General features: G+C 68.5%; 16 protein-coding genes. 5 read left to right on the forward strand and 11 right to left on the reverse strand.

From position 1 onward, the window contains the following. Nucleotides 1–100 precede the first annotated feature (100 nt). On the reverse strand, nt 101–955 hold the full coding sequence (locus IV088_RS18120) for an SDR family oxidoreductase (RefSeq protein ID WP_291105112.1): 855 nt from the start codon (nt 953–955) through the stop codon (nt 101–103). An 88-nt stretch (nt 956–1043) separates the two neighbouring features. Between IV088_RS18120 and IV088_RS18125 the strand changes: the two genes are divergently transcribed. Together IV088_RS18125 and IV088_RS18130 are read left to right on the forward strand one after the other, a co-directional pair. After that, complete coding sequence (locus IV088_RS18125) at nt 1044–1505, forward strand: helix-turn-helix domain-containing protein (RefSeq protein WP_291105114.1); 462 nt, start codon at nt 1044–1046, stop codon at nt 1503–1505. Next, complete coding sequence (locus tag IV088_RS18130; RefSeq protein WP_291105116.1) at nt 1502–1756, forward strand: hypothetical protein; 255 nt, start codon at nt 1502–1504, stop codon at nt 1754–1756. Before IV088_RS18125 ends, IV088_RS18130 begins: the two co-directional genes overlap by 4 nt. Nucleotides 1757–1772: 16 nt before the next feature. Here IV088_RS18130 and IV088_RS18135 read toward each other — a convergent pair whose 3' ends face one another. The 9 genes from IV088_RS18135 to argS all read right to left on the reverse strand — a co-directional run bounded on the left by IV088_RS18135 (nt 1773) and on the right by argS (nt 10643). Then, the gene (locus tag IV088_RS18135) at nt 1773–2165 is read right to left on the reverse strand and encodes a glutathione S-transferase N-terminal domain-containing protein (protein ID WP_291105118.1); all 393 of its coding nucleotides are present in this window, start codon (nt 2163–2165) and stop codon (nt 1773–1775) included. Continuing rightward, nucleotides 2162–2608, reverse strand: a complete 447-nt coding sequence (locus tag IV088_RS18140) for a putative toxin-antitoxin system toxin component, PIN family (protein ID WP_291105120.1) — start codon at nt 2606–2608, stop codon at nt 2162–2164. The genes IV088_RS18135 and IV088_RS18140 overlap by 4 nt, the downstream gene beginning before the upstream one ends. A gap of 128 nt (nt 2609–2736) precedes the next feature. Beyond that, a complete protein-coding gene (locus IV088_RS18145; RefSeq protein ID WP_291105123.1) occupies nt 2737–4056 on the reverse strand; it encodes a THUMP domain-containing protein in 1320 nt (439 codons plus the stop codon). A gap of 144 nt (nt 4057–4200) precedes the next feature. Then, nucleotides 4201–5838, reverse strand: coding sequence for an RNA polymerase factor sigma-54 (rpoN, locus tag IV088_RS18150; protein ID WP_291105125.1), 1638 nt, complete (start codon nt 5836–5838; stop codon nt 4201–4203). Nucleotides 5839–5977: 139 nt separating this feature from the next. Then, complete coding sequence (gene lptB / locus IV088_RS18155; RefSeq protein ID WP_291105127.1) at nt 5978–6727, reverse strand: LPS export ABC transporter ATP-binding protein; 750 nt, start codon at nt 6725–6727, stop codon at nt 5978–5980. 29 nt (nt 6728–6756) lie between these two features. Further along, nucleotides 6757–7401 (reverse strand): lipopolysaccharide transport periplasmic protein LptA, encoded by a 645-nt coding sequence (gene lptA, locus IV088_RS18160; protein ID WP_291105130.1) that lies wholly within the window; start codon nt 7399–7401, stop codon nt 6757–6759. 136 nt (nt 7402–7537) lie between these two features. Continuing rightward, the gene (locus IV088_RS18165) at nt 7538–8176 is read right to left on the reverse strand and encodes a thiol:disulfide interchange protein DsbA/DsbL (RefSeq protein ID WP_236963577.1); all 639 of its coding nucleotides are present in this window, start codon (nt 8174–8176) and stop codon (nt 7538–7540) included. 75 nt (nt 8177–8251) lie between these two features. Next, nucleotides 8252–8932: an SPOR domain-containing protein gene (locus IV088_RS18170; protein ID WP_291105132.1), complete on the reverse strand. Its 681-nt coding sequence runs from the start codon at nt 8930–8932 to the stop codon at nt 8252–8254. A 13-nt stretch (nt 8933–8945) separates the two neighbouring features. Next, complete coding sequence (gene argS / locus IV088_RS18175; RefSeq protein ID WP_291105134.1) at nt 8946–10643, reverse strand: arginine--tRNA ligase; 1698 nt, start codon at nt 10641–10643, stop codon at nt 8946–8948. Nucleotides 10644–10767: 124 nt separating this feature from the next. On the opposite strand from argS, the gene IV088_RS18180 reads away from it, so the two are divergent. Beyond that, nucleotides 10768–11217 carry a PsiF family protein gene (locus IV088_RS18180; RefSeq protein WP_291105137.1) on the forward strand — a complete coding sequence of 150 codons (450 nt, stop codon included), beginning with the start codon at nt 10768–10770 and terminating at the stop codon, nt 11215–11217. Nucleotides 11218–11351: 134 nt separating this feature from the next. On the opposite strand, the gene IV088_RS18185 is transcribed toward IV088_RS18180, so the two are convergent. Next, nucleotides 11352–12260, reverse strand: a complete 909-nt coding sequence (locus IV088_RS18185) for an HTH-type transcriptional regulator ArgP (RefSeq protein WP_291105140.1) — start codon at nt 12258–12260, stop codon at nt 11352–11354. A gap of 129 nt (nt 12261–12389) precedes the next feature. On the opposite strand from IV088_RS18185, the gene IV088_RS18190 reads away from it, so the two are divergent. Together IV088_RS18190 and IV088_RS18195 are read left to right on the forward strand one after the other, a co-directional pair. Continuing rightward, nucleotides 12390–13031, forward strand: coding sequence for a LysE family transporter (locus tag IV088_RS18190; protein ID WP_291105142.1), 642 nt, complete (start codon nt 12390–12392; stop codon nt 13029–13031). 149 nt (nt 13032–13180) lie between these two features. Continuing rightward, a complete protein-coding gene (locus IV088_RS18195) occupies nt 13181–14848 on the forward strand; it encodes an NAD(P)/FAD-dependent oxidoreductase (protein WP_291105144.1) in 1668 nt (555 codons plus the stop codon). Nucleotides 14849–14927 lie beyond the last annotated feature (79 nt).

Genomic DNA, 14927 nt, shown 5'->3' on the forward strand with positions numbered 1-14927 from the left:
CAAGATCTACACGCCTGTGCTGAAGGTGGCTGCCGGCAGCGCGGCCAGCCCGCTGGACGCTTTTAGCGTCGCCTGAGGCGGGCCGGCTGTGCCGCAGCGGTCAGCCCGCCAACGCCGCTTTCACCACCTCCGCCAGCGGCGTGGTCGGGCGGCCGATGAGCTGGCTGAGTTGGCGACCGTCGTCGAACAGGCCGCCTTTCGAGGCGCCCACGTCGGAATCGGCCAGCAGCGCGGCGAAGCCTTCGGGCAGGCCCACTTGCACCAGCGCGGCGGCGTAGGCGGCTTCGGGCAGGTCGTTGTAGACCACGGGCTTGCCGGACTGCAGGGCGATCTCGGCGGCGAGTTCGCTCAGGGTGTAGGCGGTGTCGCCAGCGAGTTCGTACACCTGGCCGGCCTGGCCGTCCTTCGTGAGCACGGCGGCCGCGGCGGCCGCGTAGTCGGCCCGGGCGGCGGAGGCGATGCGACCGTCTTTGGCACTGCCCATGACGGCGCCGTATTGCAGCGCGGCGGGCACGCTGGCGGTGTAGTTCTCGGTGTACCAGCCGTTGCGCAGCAGCACATGGGGCAGGCCCGAAGCGCGCAGCATGGCTTCAGTCTCCTTGTGTTCGGCGGCCAGGCCGAGCGGCGAGCTGTCGGCGCGCAGGATGCTGGTGTAGGCGAGCAGCTTCACGCCGGCTTTCTGGGCGGCGGCAATGACGGCGGCGTGTTGCGGGGCGCGCTGGCCAACTTCGCTGGACGAGATGAGCAGCAGCTTGTCCACGCCCTGGAAGGCCGCTTCAAGCGTGGCGGGCTGGGCGTAGTCGGCCTGGCGAACCTGCACGCCGAGGGCGGCGAGGTCGGCGGCTTTTTCGGGGCTGCGCACGGCGGCCACGATCTGGGCGGCGGGCACGGTCTTGAGCAGGTTCTGGATGACGAGGCGGCCGAGCTGGCCGGTGGCGCCGGTGATGGCAATCATGGAAAACTCCTTGTGGGGATGAACTGAGGAGCGGAGAATACCGGTCAAGCAAACTTTTAGTAAGTACGCACATAAAGGTAAGTACCTCATGAACACCCACGAACCGGCCTTGAACGCCGAAGCCCCGGCCATCGCCGCGCTGATGGAGCGCGGCGAGCTGTTCGCGGCCGAGTGCCCTTCGCGCGCCGTGCTGCAGCACGTGACGAGCCGCTGGGGCGTGCTGGTGCTGGTGGCGCTGCTGGCGGGCACGCACCGCTTCAGCGACCTGCGCCGCAAGATCGGCGGCGTGAGCGAGAAGATGCTGGCGCAGACGCTGCAGTGGCTGGAGGGCGATGGTTTTGTGCTGCGCACGCAATACCCTGTCGTGCCGCCGCACGTGGACTACCGCCTCACGCCGATGGGCGTGGAGGTGGCGCGGCAGGTGGAGGGCCTGGCCGACTGGATCGAGGGCAACCTCGGCCGCATCCTGAGCGAGCGGCGCGAGCGTGCCGATGCCCTGGCAGCCCAGCCGCTGCCGGGCGTGCGCGCGGGCGTGAGGACACCGGCATGAGCGCACCGGAGACAGTCCCTGGCCCGCTGAGCCTGCACCCGGTGAACGAGGGCGTGTTCGCCGTGCTGGACGCCGCCGGTCAGCCCGTGGGTTACCTCAAACGCATCGGTGCGGTGTGGAAGTTCAAGGCCGTGGGCAGCACCGCGCAGGGCGAAACCGTGCCGGGCGGCGGGCCGCTGACGGAGCGGCACAACACGGTGTTTGAGCGGCCGGACGCGGCCGAGGTGAGCGCGGGTTTGCTGCCGAGCTGAGCCCGGCCTCGCAGGATCAAGCCGCGGCGAAGCGCCCGCGCAGGTAGCCGATGATCGCGGCCGAATCGGTCAGCCACTGGCTCTGGCCCGCCGCGTCGGTGATCTTCAGGCAGGGCACCTTGGTGGCGCCGCTGCCTTGCAGCAGCTCGCTGCGGTTCGCCGCGTTGTGCTGGGCGTCGCGCTGCTGAATGGGCAGCGAGAGGCGGCGCATTTCCTGCCGCACCTTGATGCAGAACGGGCAGGTGCTGAACTGGTAGAGCGCCAGGTTCTGGCACTGCAGGTTCACCGCGGTTTGCGCGGCGGACTCGCGCACCATGCCGCGCGGCTGGGTGAGGCGTTCCTTGAGCAGCATGAACGGGCCGAGCACGGCGCGCACGGTTTTGAAGAAGGCGCGAATGAGGGGTTTCATGCGGTGGTTGGTGTGGATTGAATGGCGACGGGCGCCCATTGGCGGCTCACGGCCACGCCAAGCGTGGCCAGCCGTTTGGTCATGCAGAGCACGGCCTTGTCTTTGCTCAGCAGCGCGGCGCGGTGCGCCACGGCGAGGTCGATGAACTGCTGGTCGTCGGCGTCTTTGCAGGTGTAAGGCGCTTTGGGGGCGATGTCCACCAGCTGCGCGCAGGCGTCGAAACTGGCAAGCACGGCATCGGCCATCAGCGCCCGGGCGTTCAGGCGCTTGACCACCTGCGGGTAGGCCAGCACGCGGCGCAGTTCCTCTCGCATCACCGCCGTGGTCAGCCAGCGGGTCTGCGGCTCGGCCAGCGCCGCGCGCAGCGGCACAGTGGCCGGGTCTTCGTAGACGAAGAGGTCGAGCACGACGTTGGTGTCGAGCACCAGCACGAGGGCGGTCATGGGTCAGAGGCTCGCAGACCGGTCCGCCGGGGCGAAGTTCCCGAACCCAGGGGCACCGCGGAACCGGCTTTGCCGGGCCGCCAGTGCCGCCCCCTTGAGGGGGTCGCGCGGAGCGCGGCGGGGGTGCTTCATGCCTGCGGCGCGCGGCGCGCCGTCAAGTCGAAGCGGAACAGGCGGCATTCGATCGGGCCGTTCCACAGCGGCACGCGGCGCGATTCCTTGAAACGCATCTTGCCGGGCAGCTTGAGGTCCGGCGTGAGCAGCCAGGCGCTCCAGCCGGCGTAGTGGCTTTTCCAGTGGGCGGCGAGCTGCTGGAAGAACTCGCTGCCGTCGCCGCCGTCACTCATCTGCGCGCTCTCGCGGCCGAGGCCGGGTGCGGGGGGCGCGGCCTTGCCGGTGGTGAAGACGCGCGGGGCGCGCGGCTCCATGCGCTGGGCGCGGGCGCTCGCATTCTCACCCGCCACACCGGCCGCGGCGATGCGCTCGCCATACGGCGGGTTGAGCAGCATCAGGCCCGGCGTCTGCGTGGGCGGCATGCGCTGCAGCGCGTCGCCACCGCGCAACTCCACCGCCTGCGCCACGCCCGCGCGCTCGGCGTTGCGCTGCGCGAAATCGACCATGCGGAACGACACGTCGCTGCCGAACACGATGGGCGCGTGGCCCTCGGGCCAGTCGCGCATGCCGCGCTCGGCTTCGTCCTGGATGGCGGTCCACACGTGGGGCTGGAAGGGCAGCATCTTTTCAAACGCGAAGCGGCGCAGCATGCCCGGCGGGATGTTGAGCGCGATCTGCGCGGCCTCGATCACCACCGTGCCGCTGCCGCAGCAGGGGTCGTACAGCGGGGTGATGGCGTCCAGCGAGTCGGCCTCGCCGCCGTTCCAGCCAGTGGCGGCGATCATGGCCGCGGCCAGGGTTTCCTTCAGCGGCGCGTCGCCCTTGTCTTCGCGCCAGCCGCGCTTGAACAGCGGCTCGCCCGAGGTGTCGATGTAGAGCGTGAGTTCCTCGGTGGTGAGGTGGGCGTAGATGCGCACGTCGGGCCAGGTGGTGTCCACACTGGGGCGCTCGCCGCGCTTGTCGCGGAAGCGGTCACAGATCGCGTCCTTGATCTTGAGCGCGGCGAAGTTGAGGCTGGTGAGCGGGCTGTGCTGCGCCGTGATCTCGACCTTGATGGTCTGCTTCGGCGTGAACCAGATTTCCCAGGCGATCTCGCTGGCCGCGTTGTAGAGGTCCTGCTCGCTGCGGTAGCCGCCGTGCCACAGCTGCACCAACACCCGTTGAGAGAGTCGGCTGTGCAGGTTCAGGCGCATGGCATCGCGCCACGAGGCCTTGACGCCCACACCACCACGTGCCTTGAAGGCCAGCGGCTCGCTGGTGATGCGCTGCACCTCGTCGGCCAGCATGTCCTCGACGCCGGCGGCGCAGGGGAGGAAGAGTTTGAGTTGGTTCACGGGAAGTACAGATGTTGAGCGCGGGTGCGTCCGCTGGTGGCAATCACGCGCGCCAGCTTCCAGCACGCACCACGGAACTGGCTTTGCCAGGCCGCGGGTGCGGCCCCCCTTGAGGGGGGAGACGCGAAGCGGCGCAGGGGGTGTTCACAGCGCTTTGCGCAAATTCGCCGGTGCGATGCGCAGCGCCTCGCGGTACTTGGCCACGGTGCGGCGCGCACACTCGATGCCCTGCTCCTTGAGCAGGTCGGAGAGCTGGTTGTCGGAGAGCGGCTTGGCCGCCTCTTCGGCCGCGATGAACTGCTTGAGCAGCGCACGCACCGCGGTGCTCGACGCGTTGCCGCCGGTCTCGGTACCGAGGCTGGAGCCGAAGAAGTACTTCAGCTCGTAGGTGCCGAAGGGCGTGCTCATGTACTTGGCGGTGGTCACGCGGCTGATGGTGGACTCGTGCAGGCCCAGCTCGTCGGCGATCTCGCGCAACACCAGCGGGCGCATGGCGAGCTCGCCGTGCATGAAGAAGTTGCGCTGGCGTTCGACGATGGCGCTGGAGACGCGCAGGATGGTGTCGAAACGCTGCTGGATGTTCTTGATGAACCAGCGCGCTTCCTGCAGGCGCTGCTGCATCGCGGCGTGGCCGGCTTCGCCGCCGTTGTCGCGGCCTCCGCGGTTGCCGCGCATGGCGTTGGCGTACACGTCGTGCACGCGCAGGCGCGGCATGACCTCGGCGTTGAGGGTCACCTTGAAGCCCCGGCCGGCGCGCGTGACGATCACGTCGGGCACGACCACGTTGCGCTCGACGTCCACGAAGCGGCGGCCCGGCTTGGGCTCCAGCCGGGCGATCAGCGACAGCCCCGAGCGCACGGCCTCGTCGTCCAGGCCGCAGAGGCCACAGAGCCGCTTCACGTCGCGCTTGGCCATCAGCTCCAGCGACTGGCTGCAGATGGCGAGCGCCGCACGCGCGGCCGGTGTGTTGCGCAACTCCAGGATCTGCAGGCGCAGGCATTCGCCCAGGTCGCGCGCGCCGACACCGGCGGGCTCCATCTGCTGCAGCCATTGCAGCGCGGTGTTGAGGCGGCCCTCAATGGCCTCGATGACCTCAAAAGCCGGCTCGGCGTGGGACACGGGCGAGGCAGACAGCTGCCACCAGGCCCGCGCCAGGTCGACCATGCGGTCTTCGAGGTATCCGTCGTCGTTGAGCGACTCGATCAGGAAATACAGGGCGGCGCGGTCTTCGTCGGAGAGGCGCAGGCAGCGCGCCTGGTCATGCAGGTGGTCCTGCAGGCTCACGGGCACGCGGGCCAGATCGGCCGCGCTGGCGGTTTCGTCGTCTTCGCCGGAGGAGCTGTTGTTGCGCGCCGGGGCGTCGCCACCCCACTCGCTGTCGTCGGGCGCCATCTCGACGGTGCCGTCGCCTTCCCAGCTCTCTTCGACCGGGCTGGCGCCTTCGAGCCGGCTCTCCAGATCGTCGGCCGGGGCGCTCTCGGACGGCGCGCTGTCGGCGCCTGACCCGCGGCTGTCGAACTCGGTGGCGGGCGCTTCGCTCACGGGCGAGGCCGCATCGGCGATCTGCTCGGCCACGCTGACCGGCGCATCGGTCTGCGCCAGGCCAAAGTCTTCGCGCTCGGCCGTTTCTTCACCACGCTCCAGGAACGGGTTTTCGTCGAGCATCTGCTCGACCTCCTGCGCCATTTCCAGCGTGGACAACTGCAACAGGCGGATCGACTGCTGCAGCTGGGGCGTGAGTGCGAGGTGCTGCGAGACGCGCAGCGACAGACCTTGTTTCAAGACGGGAGCCCCCCCCGCAGCGCTTCGCGCGTCCCCCCTTGAGGAGGGCGCACCCTGACGCCCGGCAAAGCCGGTTCCTCGGGTGCCCAGGCCAGCAAAGCCTCTCCCGGCCAACAGGGCGTGTGCGACAAACAGGCCATCACATGCGGAAGTTTTCACCGAGGTACACGCGGCGCACCTCGGCGTTTTCGACGATCTCGGCGGACGTGCCGCTGGCCAGCACGTGGCCGTCGCTGATGATGAAGGCGTGGTCGCAGATGCCCAGCGTCTCGCGCACGTTGTGGTCGGTGATCAGCACCCCGATGCCACGCGCCTTCAGAAAACCGATGATGTGCTGGATCTCCAGCACCGCGATCGGGTCGATGCCCGCAAAGGGTTCATCGAGCAGGATGAAGCGAGGCCGCGTGGCCAGCGCGCGCGCGATCTCGACGCGCCGGCGCTCGCCGCCCGACAGCGAGGGGGCGGGCGAGTCGCGCAGGTGGTCCACCCGCAGGTCCTTGAGCAGCTCGTCGAGCCGGCTGGTGATCTCGGCTTCACGCAGCGGATTCCCGTCGGGTCCGTGCTGCAGTTCCAGCACGGCGCGCACGTTTTGCGCGACCGTGAGCTTGCGGAAGATCGACGCCTCTTGCGGCAGATACCCCAGGCCGAGGCGGGCACGGCGGTGGATGGGCAGGGCTTCGATGCGTTGTCCGTCGAGCAGGATTTCACCGCCGTCCGCGCGCAACAGGCCCACGATCATGTAGAACGAGGTGGTTTTGCCCGCGCCGTTGGGGCCGAGCAGCCCCACGACCTCGCCTTTGTTCACCGACAGTGACACGTCCCTGACCACCTTGCGGCTGCCATAGGACTTCTTGAGGCCCCGAACTTCCAGGCGGCTGTTCGACGCCATCCCACCCTGTGGGCTGGAAACCGTCTCCGTCACTTGCGGGGCTCGGTGATCTTGCCGCTCGGGCGCAGCTTGGCCGGATCGGTGGGCACGGGCGCGGGCGCGTTGGCGGCCGGTGCGTCCGGAATCGGGGTGAGCATGGCCCGCACGCGGCCGGTGGGGTTGGCGGCGGTGCGGCTGGCGTCGCCGCCCTTGACGGTGAACACCTCGGTCAGGCTGTTGTAGAGGATCTGGCTGCCCACGCTCTCGTCGTTGAGCTGGGTGCCGCGGTAACGGCGCAACACGGCCCGCCCGGTGAACAGCACGGTTTCGGCCTTGCTGTCGTACTCGATGCGATCGCCCTCGCCCTCGATCCACTCGTCCAGACCCTCGCGCTTCTGGCGAAAGAAGCCGGGCTTCTCGGGCGTGCCCACGAGCAGACCGAACTGGCTGCCCTGGGGGTCCTGACGCACGTCCATCTTGGCGCCACGCATGACGATGGTGCCCTTGGTGAGCACCACGTTGCCCGTGAACACGCTGGTCTGTCGCGTGTCTTCATAGCGAAGGGCATCGGCCTCCACGTTCATGGGTTTGTCTTTGTCGGCTTTTTCCGCCCGGGCAGCGGCGGACAACGTCAGCGCGAGGACCGCGACAAACAACCAGGCGAGGGGACGGTGAGGCGTGGTGTGTGGGGGCATGGCTTTGGGTAGGGCACAAATCTTGCATTCATTGTAGCGGTGCAAAACACGTTTCGTTGCCTCGGCGTGAGTTTGTTCCCCGCCTGAAAGCACAAGGCCCGCAGAGAGCGGGCCTTGTGCGCGTGGACCGAAAAGCTCAGCCCTTGCGAACCTCGGCGATCAGCGTGTCGGCGACCAGCAGGGTGCGCGGGCCCTGACCGCCCACGTAGAAACGCCCGGCGACGCCCAGCGCGGGCGTGCCTTCCACCTGGTAGGCGTCCTGAAGGCCGATCGCCTTTTCACCCAGTTTGGCCGCGGCACCGTTGAAGATGCCGGTGAACTGGTCGCGGTTCACGCCCTGCTTTTCCACCCAGGCCAGGATGGCGGGCGCGGTGGTCAGCGGCAGGCGCTCTTCGTGGATCGCCTTGAACACCTTCTCGTGCAGCTTGTCGACCAGGCCCATGGCTTCCAGCGTGAAATACAGGCGCTGCATCGGCACGAAGTTCTGGTTGAAGGCCACCGGCATGCGGCGCACATTGACGTGGGCCGGTTTGCGCTTGACCCATTCGTTGAAGACCGGCTCGAAGTTGAAGCAGTGGATGCAGCTGTAGGCAAAAAACTCCACCACCTCGACCTGCCCGGCGGGCGATTCGGTCAGCGCGGGCTTGGCCAGGCGCACAAAGTCCTTGCCCTCCTGGAACGCGACACGCTGGGCGAGCGCGGGCGTCAGACTCATGCCAGCCGCTGCGGCCGCGCCGACAGAGAACAGGCTGCGGGAAAAAACTCGACGGTCCATGTGGTCAAACTCCTTGAAAGGGTGAGTTGGGGCTCTGGTCAAAGTGAAAAGTTCCGCAAAAAGGCACACCAGCGCTCAGCGCTGCACACGCACCAGCGCGGCCTCCACCCCGTTGACCTCCAGCTGCTCGCGGGTGGCGTCGGCCATCGACTTCTGGCCGAAGGGGCCCATGCGCACGCGGTACACGGTGCGCCCCGCCTGCTCGCGCTCGCTGACGCTGGCGTCCATGCCCAGCATCGCCAGGCGCGCCTTCTGGGCCTGCGCCTCTTCCGGTGATCGGAAGGCCCCGGCCTGGACGAAATACGCGAACGGATCGGCGCCCGCCGCAGCCGGGTCGGCGGCAGCACCCGTCTTGGATTTCATCAGGTCGCCCAGCGGATCGGCGGCGGGCTTGGCCAGGTCATCGGCGGCGGGTTTGGTGGCGCCGGGCTTGGCCGGTTCTGCTTTGGTGGTGGCCGGGTCGCTGACGGGCGGCGTCGGCGCTTCCGTGGACGGTTCGGGCGCCGCGGGGGGAGGGGGCAACGGCGCGGGTTTGCCCGCCAGGCCGGCGTTCGGGTTCCAGCCTTTGTTGCGCTCGGCCTCGGCCGCGTCCTGCGCCGGTTTGCGCGACACGCCCCGGTCCACGAACGGCACGGGCACGCGGGTGACGTACACCGCCACCGACAGGGCCACGCCCAGACCGACGAGCAGGCCGACCACGAAACCCGTGAGGGTGCCGCCGTGGTGCTTTCTCGCCTGCGTAGCTTGAAGTTTCATGGGTGCTTTCAATTCACATCTTTTGCGGTGCGCTCACGCCGAGCACCGCCAAACCATTGTGCAATACCTGTGCGGTGGCCGCGACCAGCGCCAGGCGGGCCTTTTTCACGGCCTCGTCGTCCACCAGGATGCGCTCGGCGTCGTAGTAGCTGTGGTAACTCGCGGCCAGTTCGCGCAGGTAGAAGGTCACGTCGTGCGGCGCGAAGTCGCGCGCGGCGTCGCTGAGCATGGCCGGGTACTTGGCCAGCAGCAGCATGAGCGCCTGCGCCGCCGGGCTGTCCAGCGGCGCGAGGTCCACGTCCTTCAGCGTCGCCACATCGCCGCCCCAGGCCGCGAGCACCGAGCAGATGCGCGCGTGGGCGTACTGCACGTAATACACCGGGTTGTCGTTGTTCTTCTGCACGGCCAGATCGACGTCGAAGGTGTATTCGGTGTCGGGCTTGCGGCTGAGCAGGAAGAAACGCACCGCGTCCTTGCTGGTCCATTCGATCAGGTCGCGCAGGGTCACGTAGCTGCCGGCGCGCTTGCTGATCTTCACCTCTTCGCCGCCGCGCACCACGCGCACCATGGTGTGCAGCACGTAGTCGGGGTAGCCGGCGGGAATGCCGACACCCGCCGCCTGCAGCCCGGCGCGCACGCGGGCGATGGTGCCGTGGTGGTCGGTGCCCTGGATGTTGATGACCTTGGTGAAACCGCGCTCCCACTTGGCGATGTGGTAGGCCACATCGGGCACGAAGTAGGTGAACGAGCCGTCCCCCTTGCGCATGACACGGTCCTTGTCGTCGCCGTACTCGGTGGACTTGAGCCACAGCGCGCCGTCGAGCTCGTAGGTCTTGCCGGCGTCGATCAGTTTCTGCACCGTGGCTGCGACGCGGCCGCTGGTGTACAGGCTGGACTCCAGGTAGTAGTGGTCGAACTTGACGGCAAAGGCCTGCAGGTCCAGGTCCTGCTCGTGGCGCAGGTAGGCCACCGCGAACTGGCGCATGCCGTCGAGGTCGTTCACGTCGCCGCTGGCGGTGAATTCGCGGTCGTCGGACTTGACGGTTTTCTTCGCCAGGAAATCGTTGGCGATGTCCTGGATGTAGTCGCCGTTGTAGAACCCCTTGCTGGCCGGGTTCTCGGGGTCGGTGGGCCAACACTCGTCACCCGGCTTGAAACCGTTGACACGCAGCTGCGTGGAATGGGCCAGGGTGCCGATCTGCACGCCCGCGTCGTTGTAATAGAACTCGCGGTGCACGTCCCAGCCCTGGGTCTGGTACAGGCTGCAGATGGCGTCGCCCAGCGCGGCCTGGCGGCCGTGGCCCACGTGCAGCGGGCCGGTGGGGTTGGCCGAGACGAACTCAACCATCAGGCGCTGGCCGTTGCTCGGCTGCTGCCCGAACGCCGCCGCGGCGTCGAGGATTTCACGCACGGTCTGCTGCTTCGCCGCAGGCTTGAGCCGGATGTTGATGAAGCCCGGGCCGGCGATGTCGACGTCGGACACCCACCGCTGGTACGCCGGCTGGGCCAGCAGGGTGGCGCGCAGGGTTTCCGCCAGCTGGCGGGGGTTGAGCTTGAGCGGCTTGGCCAGCTGCATGGCCGCGGTGCAGGCGAAATCGCCGTGTGCGGCCACCTTGGGTGATTCAAAGGCCGCGCGGGCGCCCGCGCCGGGGGACAGGGTTTCCAGCCCGGCGGCCAGGCCGCTGAGCAATTCTTGTTTGACTGAGAGCATGGGGCGGGATTTTACGGGGGTGGCCTGTCAGGGGCGGCGAGGCCGGATGCGGTATGTTCAACGGGCCCGGCACCGGGCGAGGCGCTCCCGACATCCGGGGCACCGTTCAAACCAGAGAAACTTCATGAAACAACTCATCACCTTGATCGCGCTGGCCGGCTCTTTGTCCATGGCCCTGGCCCAAACCGCCGCCCCTGCTGCCACCGCAGCACCCGCCAAAGCAGCCGCGCCAGCCGCTGCCGCTGCACCTGCGGCAGCCCCGGCCAAGGCCACCCCGGCTGTTGCCGCAACTCCGGCGGCACCCGCTGCCGCCGCTGCCGCGGCCCCAGCCGCCGCTGAGAAAGCACCGTCCGCCCAGCAGAACCGCATGAAAACCTGCAACGCCGACACGCAGGCCAAGACCCTCAAGGGCGACGCGCGCAAGGCCTTCATGAAGTCTTGCCTGAGCGGCGACACCGCTGTCGGCGCCACCAGCCAGCAGAACAAGATGAAGACCTGCAACGCCGATCCCAAGGCCAAGACCCTGAAGGGCGACGAGCGCAAGGCGTTCATGAGCAGTTGCTTGAAAGGTTGACCCCCCTGCGCCGCTTCGCGGCTTCCCCCCCTCTGAGGGGGGACCCCACCAGTGGCCCGGCGAAGCCGGTTCCACGGTGTGTCCTGGGCAAGGCACGTGCTCCGGAGACAAGCCTGGCAAAACCCCTTTGCTCGTCAACCCTTTGAAACCGGCGGCAGACTGGCATGCGCCGCTGTTTTGACCGCCGCCGTCAGCCGCTGCGCCGACACCGGCTCCCGCTCCCAGTGTTGCCAGTACAACACCACGTCCACCGTGGCGCCGGGCAGCACCTCCTGCAGTCCCGGCCGGCCGGTCAGGTCCTGCTCCGGCACCATGCCCCAGCCCAGCCCCAGCTCGATCGCGCGCTCGAAGGCGTCCACCGCCGGGGTGTAGTGGCGCGGGTAGTGGGGCTGCTTCAGGCCGAAGTGCTGTTCGAGAAACGCGTCCTGCAGCGCGTCCTTGCGGTTGAAGATGATGGCCGGGTGGGCCAGCAGCTGATGGGGTGACACGGCGCCGCGCGGCGTGGTGCAGCGTTGCACCACCTCGGGCGCGGCCACGCAGCGGTAGCGCATCACGCCCAGCGGCTCGGCCACACAGCCGCGCATGGGCTGGGCCAGCGTGGTCACACAGCCGACCACGTCACCGCTTTTCAATGCGTCGTGGGTGTGGTCCTGGTCGTCGATCACGATCTCCAACAACAGCCGATGGCGCTGCAGCAGCGGCGCCACACCGGGCAGGAACCAGCTCGCCACCGAATCGGCGTTGATCGCCACGCTCAGGTTCTGCCAGCGCGCGCCGTCTATCGACCCGGCACCCTGCAGCCCGCCCAGCAGATCGGCCTCCATCAATCGCAGCTGCTTCACATGCGCCAGCAGCGCCTGGCCGGCCGCCGTGGCGCGCACCGCCTTGCCGCGCACCAGCAGGCGCTGGCCCAGCCCTTCTTCCAGCGCCTTGATGCGCAGCGACACCGCGGCGAGCGTGAGGTTCAGCGCCTGCGCGGCCGGGCCAAAGCCGCCGTGTTCGATCACGGCGGCGAGGGCGTCGAGTTGGCGGGCGTCGAGCATGATTCGATCAAGTTTTTATTGAGTGATCAGAGTTTAAATTAACTTCATTTAAATATAGGAGCCAACAGCGCACACTGGCGGCCAGTTCTTCCAGACAACACCTGTCACACACGCTTTCCCGGAGCCCCCATGGTCCTCGCCTTCCCCACCTTCTCCGCCGGCATGCTGCTGAGCATGTCGCTCATCATGGCGATCGGCCCGCAGAACGCGCACGTGCTGCGCATGGGCCTGCAGCGCCAGCACCTGTGGCTCACCGTGGCCGTGTGCGTGCTGGCCGACGTGGCGCTCATCGGCCTGGGCGTGCTCGGCCTGGCCCAGCTCGGCGGCCTCTCCGACAAGATGCTCGGCGCACTGGTGGGCGCGGGCGTGTTGTTTCTCGGCGTGTACGGCTGGCAGGCGTTTCAGCGCTTCCTGAAGCCGCAGGCACTGGCCGCGCTGAACGGTGACGACAGCCAGGCCCGCCAAGCCCCCACCCCGGTGACGCAGCGCCAGGCCATCCTGTCGGCACTCGCGTTCTCGTGGCTCAACCCGCACGCCTGGCTCGACACCGCCGTGCTGATCGGCACGGCCTCGCTGGCCTACGGGCAAGGCAGCACGGCGTTCGGCCTGGGCGCGGCCACCGGCTCGCTGGTCTGGTTCCTGCTGCTGGGTGTCGCCGCTTTCTGGCTCGGCCGCCGGCTCAATTCGCTGCACCTCTGGCGCTTGCTGGACGGCGTCGTCGCTCTCATGATGTGGGGCACGGCCGGCTGGCTCATCGCCAGCCTGTTCTGACCCACCCCCGCGCCGCGCTTCGCGCGTCACCCCCTCAAGGGGGCAACACCAGCGGCCCGGCGGAGCCGGTTCCGCGGTGTTCCGGCACCAGGCACTTCACCCGTTGCGTGCCTGGGAAGAAACGATCGCTGCATCCAAGGTTGACCCTCATGACCCACACCCGCCCCGCCACCGCCCCCGTCACGATCTTCGGTCCGGACTTCCCGTTTGCCTTCGACGACTGGCTGAAACACCCGCAGGGCCTGGCCACCTTGCCGGCCAGTGCGCACGGCACCGAGGTGGCCGTCGTGGGCGCGGGCATTGCCGGGCTGGTGGCGGCCTATGAGCTCATGAAGCTGGGCCTGAAGCCCGTGGTCTACGAGGCCTCGCGCATGGGCGGGCGGCTGCGCTCGCAACCCTTTGAGGGTGGGCAGGGTGTGATCGCAGAACTGGGCGGCATGCGCTTCCCGGCATCGGGCACGGCCTTCTACCACTACGTGCACCTGCTCGGCCTGCAGACCCAGCCCTTCCCCAACCCGCTCACACCCGCGGCCGGCAGCACGGTGATCGACCTCGAAGGCCAGACGCACTACGCGCGCTCGCTGGCCGAGCTGCCGCCGCTGTTCACCGAGGTGGCCGACGCCTGGAGCGAGGCGCTCGCCGAGCTGGGCTTCGGCGACCTGCAGCAGGCGCTGCGCCAGCGCGACGTGCCGCGCCTGAAAGCCTTGTGGGACCGCCTCGTCCCGCTGTGGGACGACCGCACGTTTTACGACTTCATCGCACAGTCACAAGCGTTCTCAAAGCTGTCGTTCCGCCACCGCGAAGTGTTCGGCCAGGTGGGCTTCGGCACCGGCGGCTGGGACTCGGACTTTCCCAACACCATGCTGGAGATCCTGCGCGTGGTGCTGACGGGTTGCGACGAGGACCAGCACCTGATCGTGGGCGGCGTGCAGCAGGTGCCACTGGGCCTGTGGGCGCACGCGCCCCGGCAGATCACCCACTGGCCGGCGGGCACCTCGCTCGCGAGCCTGCACGGCGGCGCCACGCGCGCGGGCGTCACCGCCATCGCGCGCGCGGCGGACGGCCGGCTCGCCGTCACCGACACCTGGGGCGCCACGCGCCATTTCCCGGCCGTGCTCGTGACCTGCCAGAGCTGGCTGCTCACCACGCAGATCGCGGTCGAAGAAAGCCTGTTCTCGCAGAAGCTGTGGATGGCGCTGGACCGCACGCGCTACATGCAGTCGAGCAAGACCTTCGTCATGGTCGACCGCCCGTTCTGGAAGGACGTGGACCCCGCCACCGGCCGCGACACCATGAGCATGACGCTCACCGACCGGCTCACGCGCGGCACCTACCTGTTCGACAACGGGCCGGACCGGCCTGCCGTGATCTGCCTCAGCTACGCCTGGATGAGCGACGCCCTCAAGATGCTGCCGCACAGCCCCGAAAAGCGCGTGCAGCTGGCGCTGGCGGCGCTGAACAAGATCTACCCGGACGTGGACATCGCCAGCCACATCGTCGGCGACCCGATCACCATCTCCTGGGAGGCCGACCCCTATTTCCTCGGTGCGTTCAAGGGCGCCCTGCCCGGCCACTACCGCTACAACCAGCGCATGTACGGCCACTTCATGCAGGACGGATTGCCCGCCGCCGAACGGGGCATCTTCCTCGCGGGCGACGACGTGTCGTTCACCCCCGCCTGGGTCGAAGGCGCGGTGCAGACCTCGCTCAACGCGGTGTGGGGCATCGTCCACCAGCTCGGCGGCCAGTGCCCGGCCGACAACCCCGGGCCGGGCGAGCGCTTCCCCGAGATCGGCCCCATCGCCTTGCCAGAATGAAAATGCCCCCTCGCTCCACCGCTGCGCGGGTCGCTGACCCCCGAGGGGGCGCGTTTTGCCTTGGGGCGGCCCAGCGGCA

This window comes from Hydrogenophaga sp., assembly GCF_018780075.1.
Taxonomy (GTDB): domain Bacteria; phylum Pseudomonadota; class Gammaproteobacteria; order Burkholderiales; family Burkholderiaceae_C; genus Hydrogenophaga.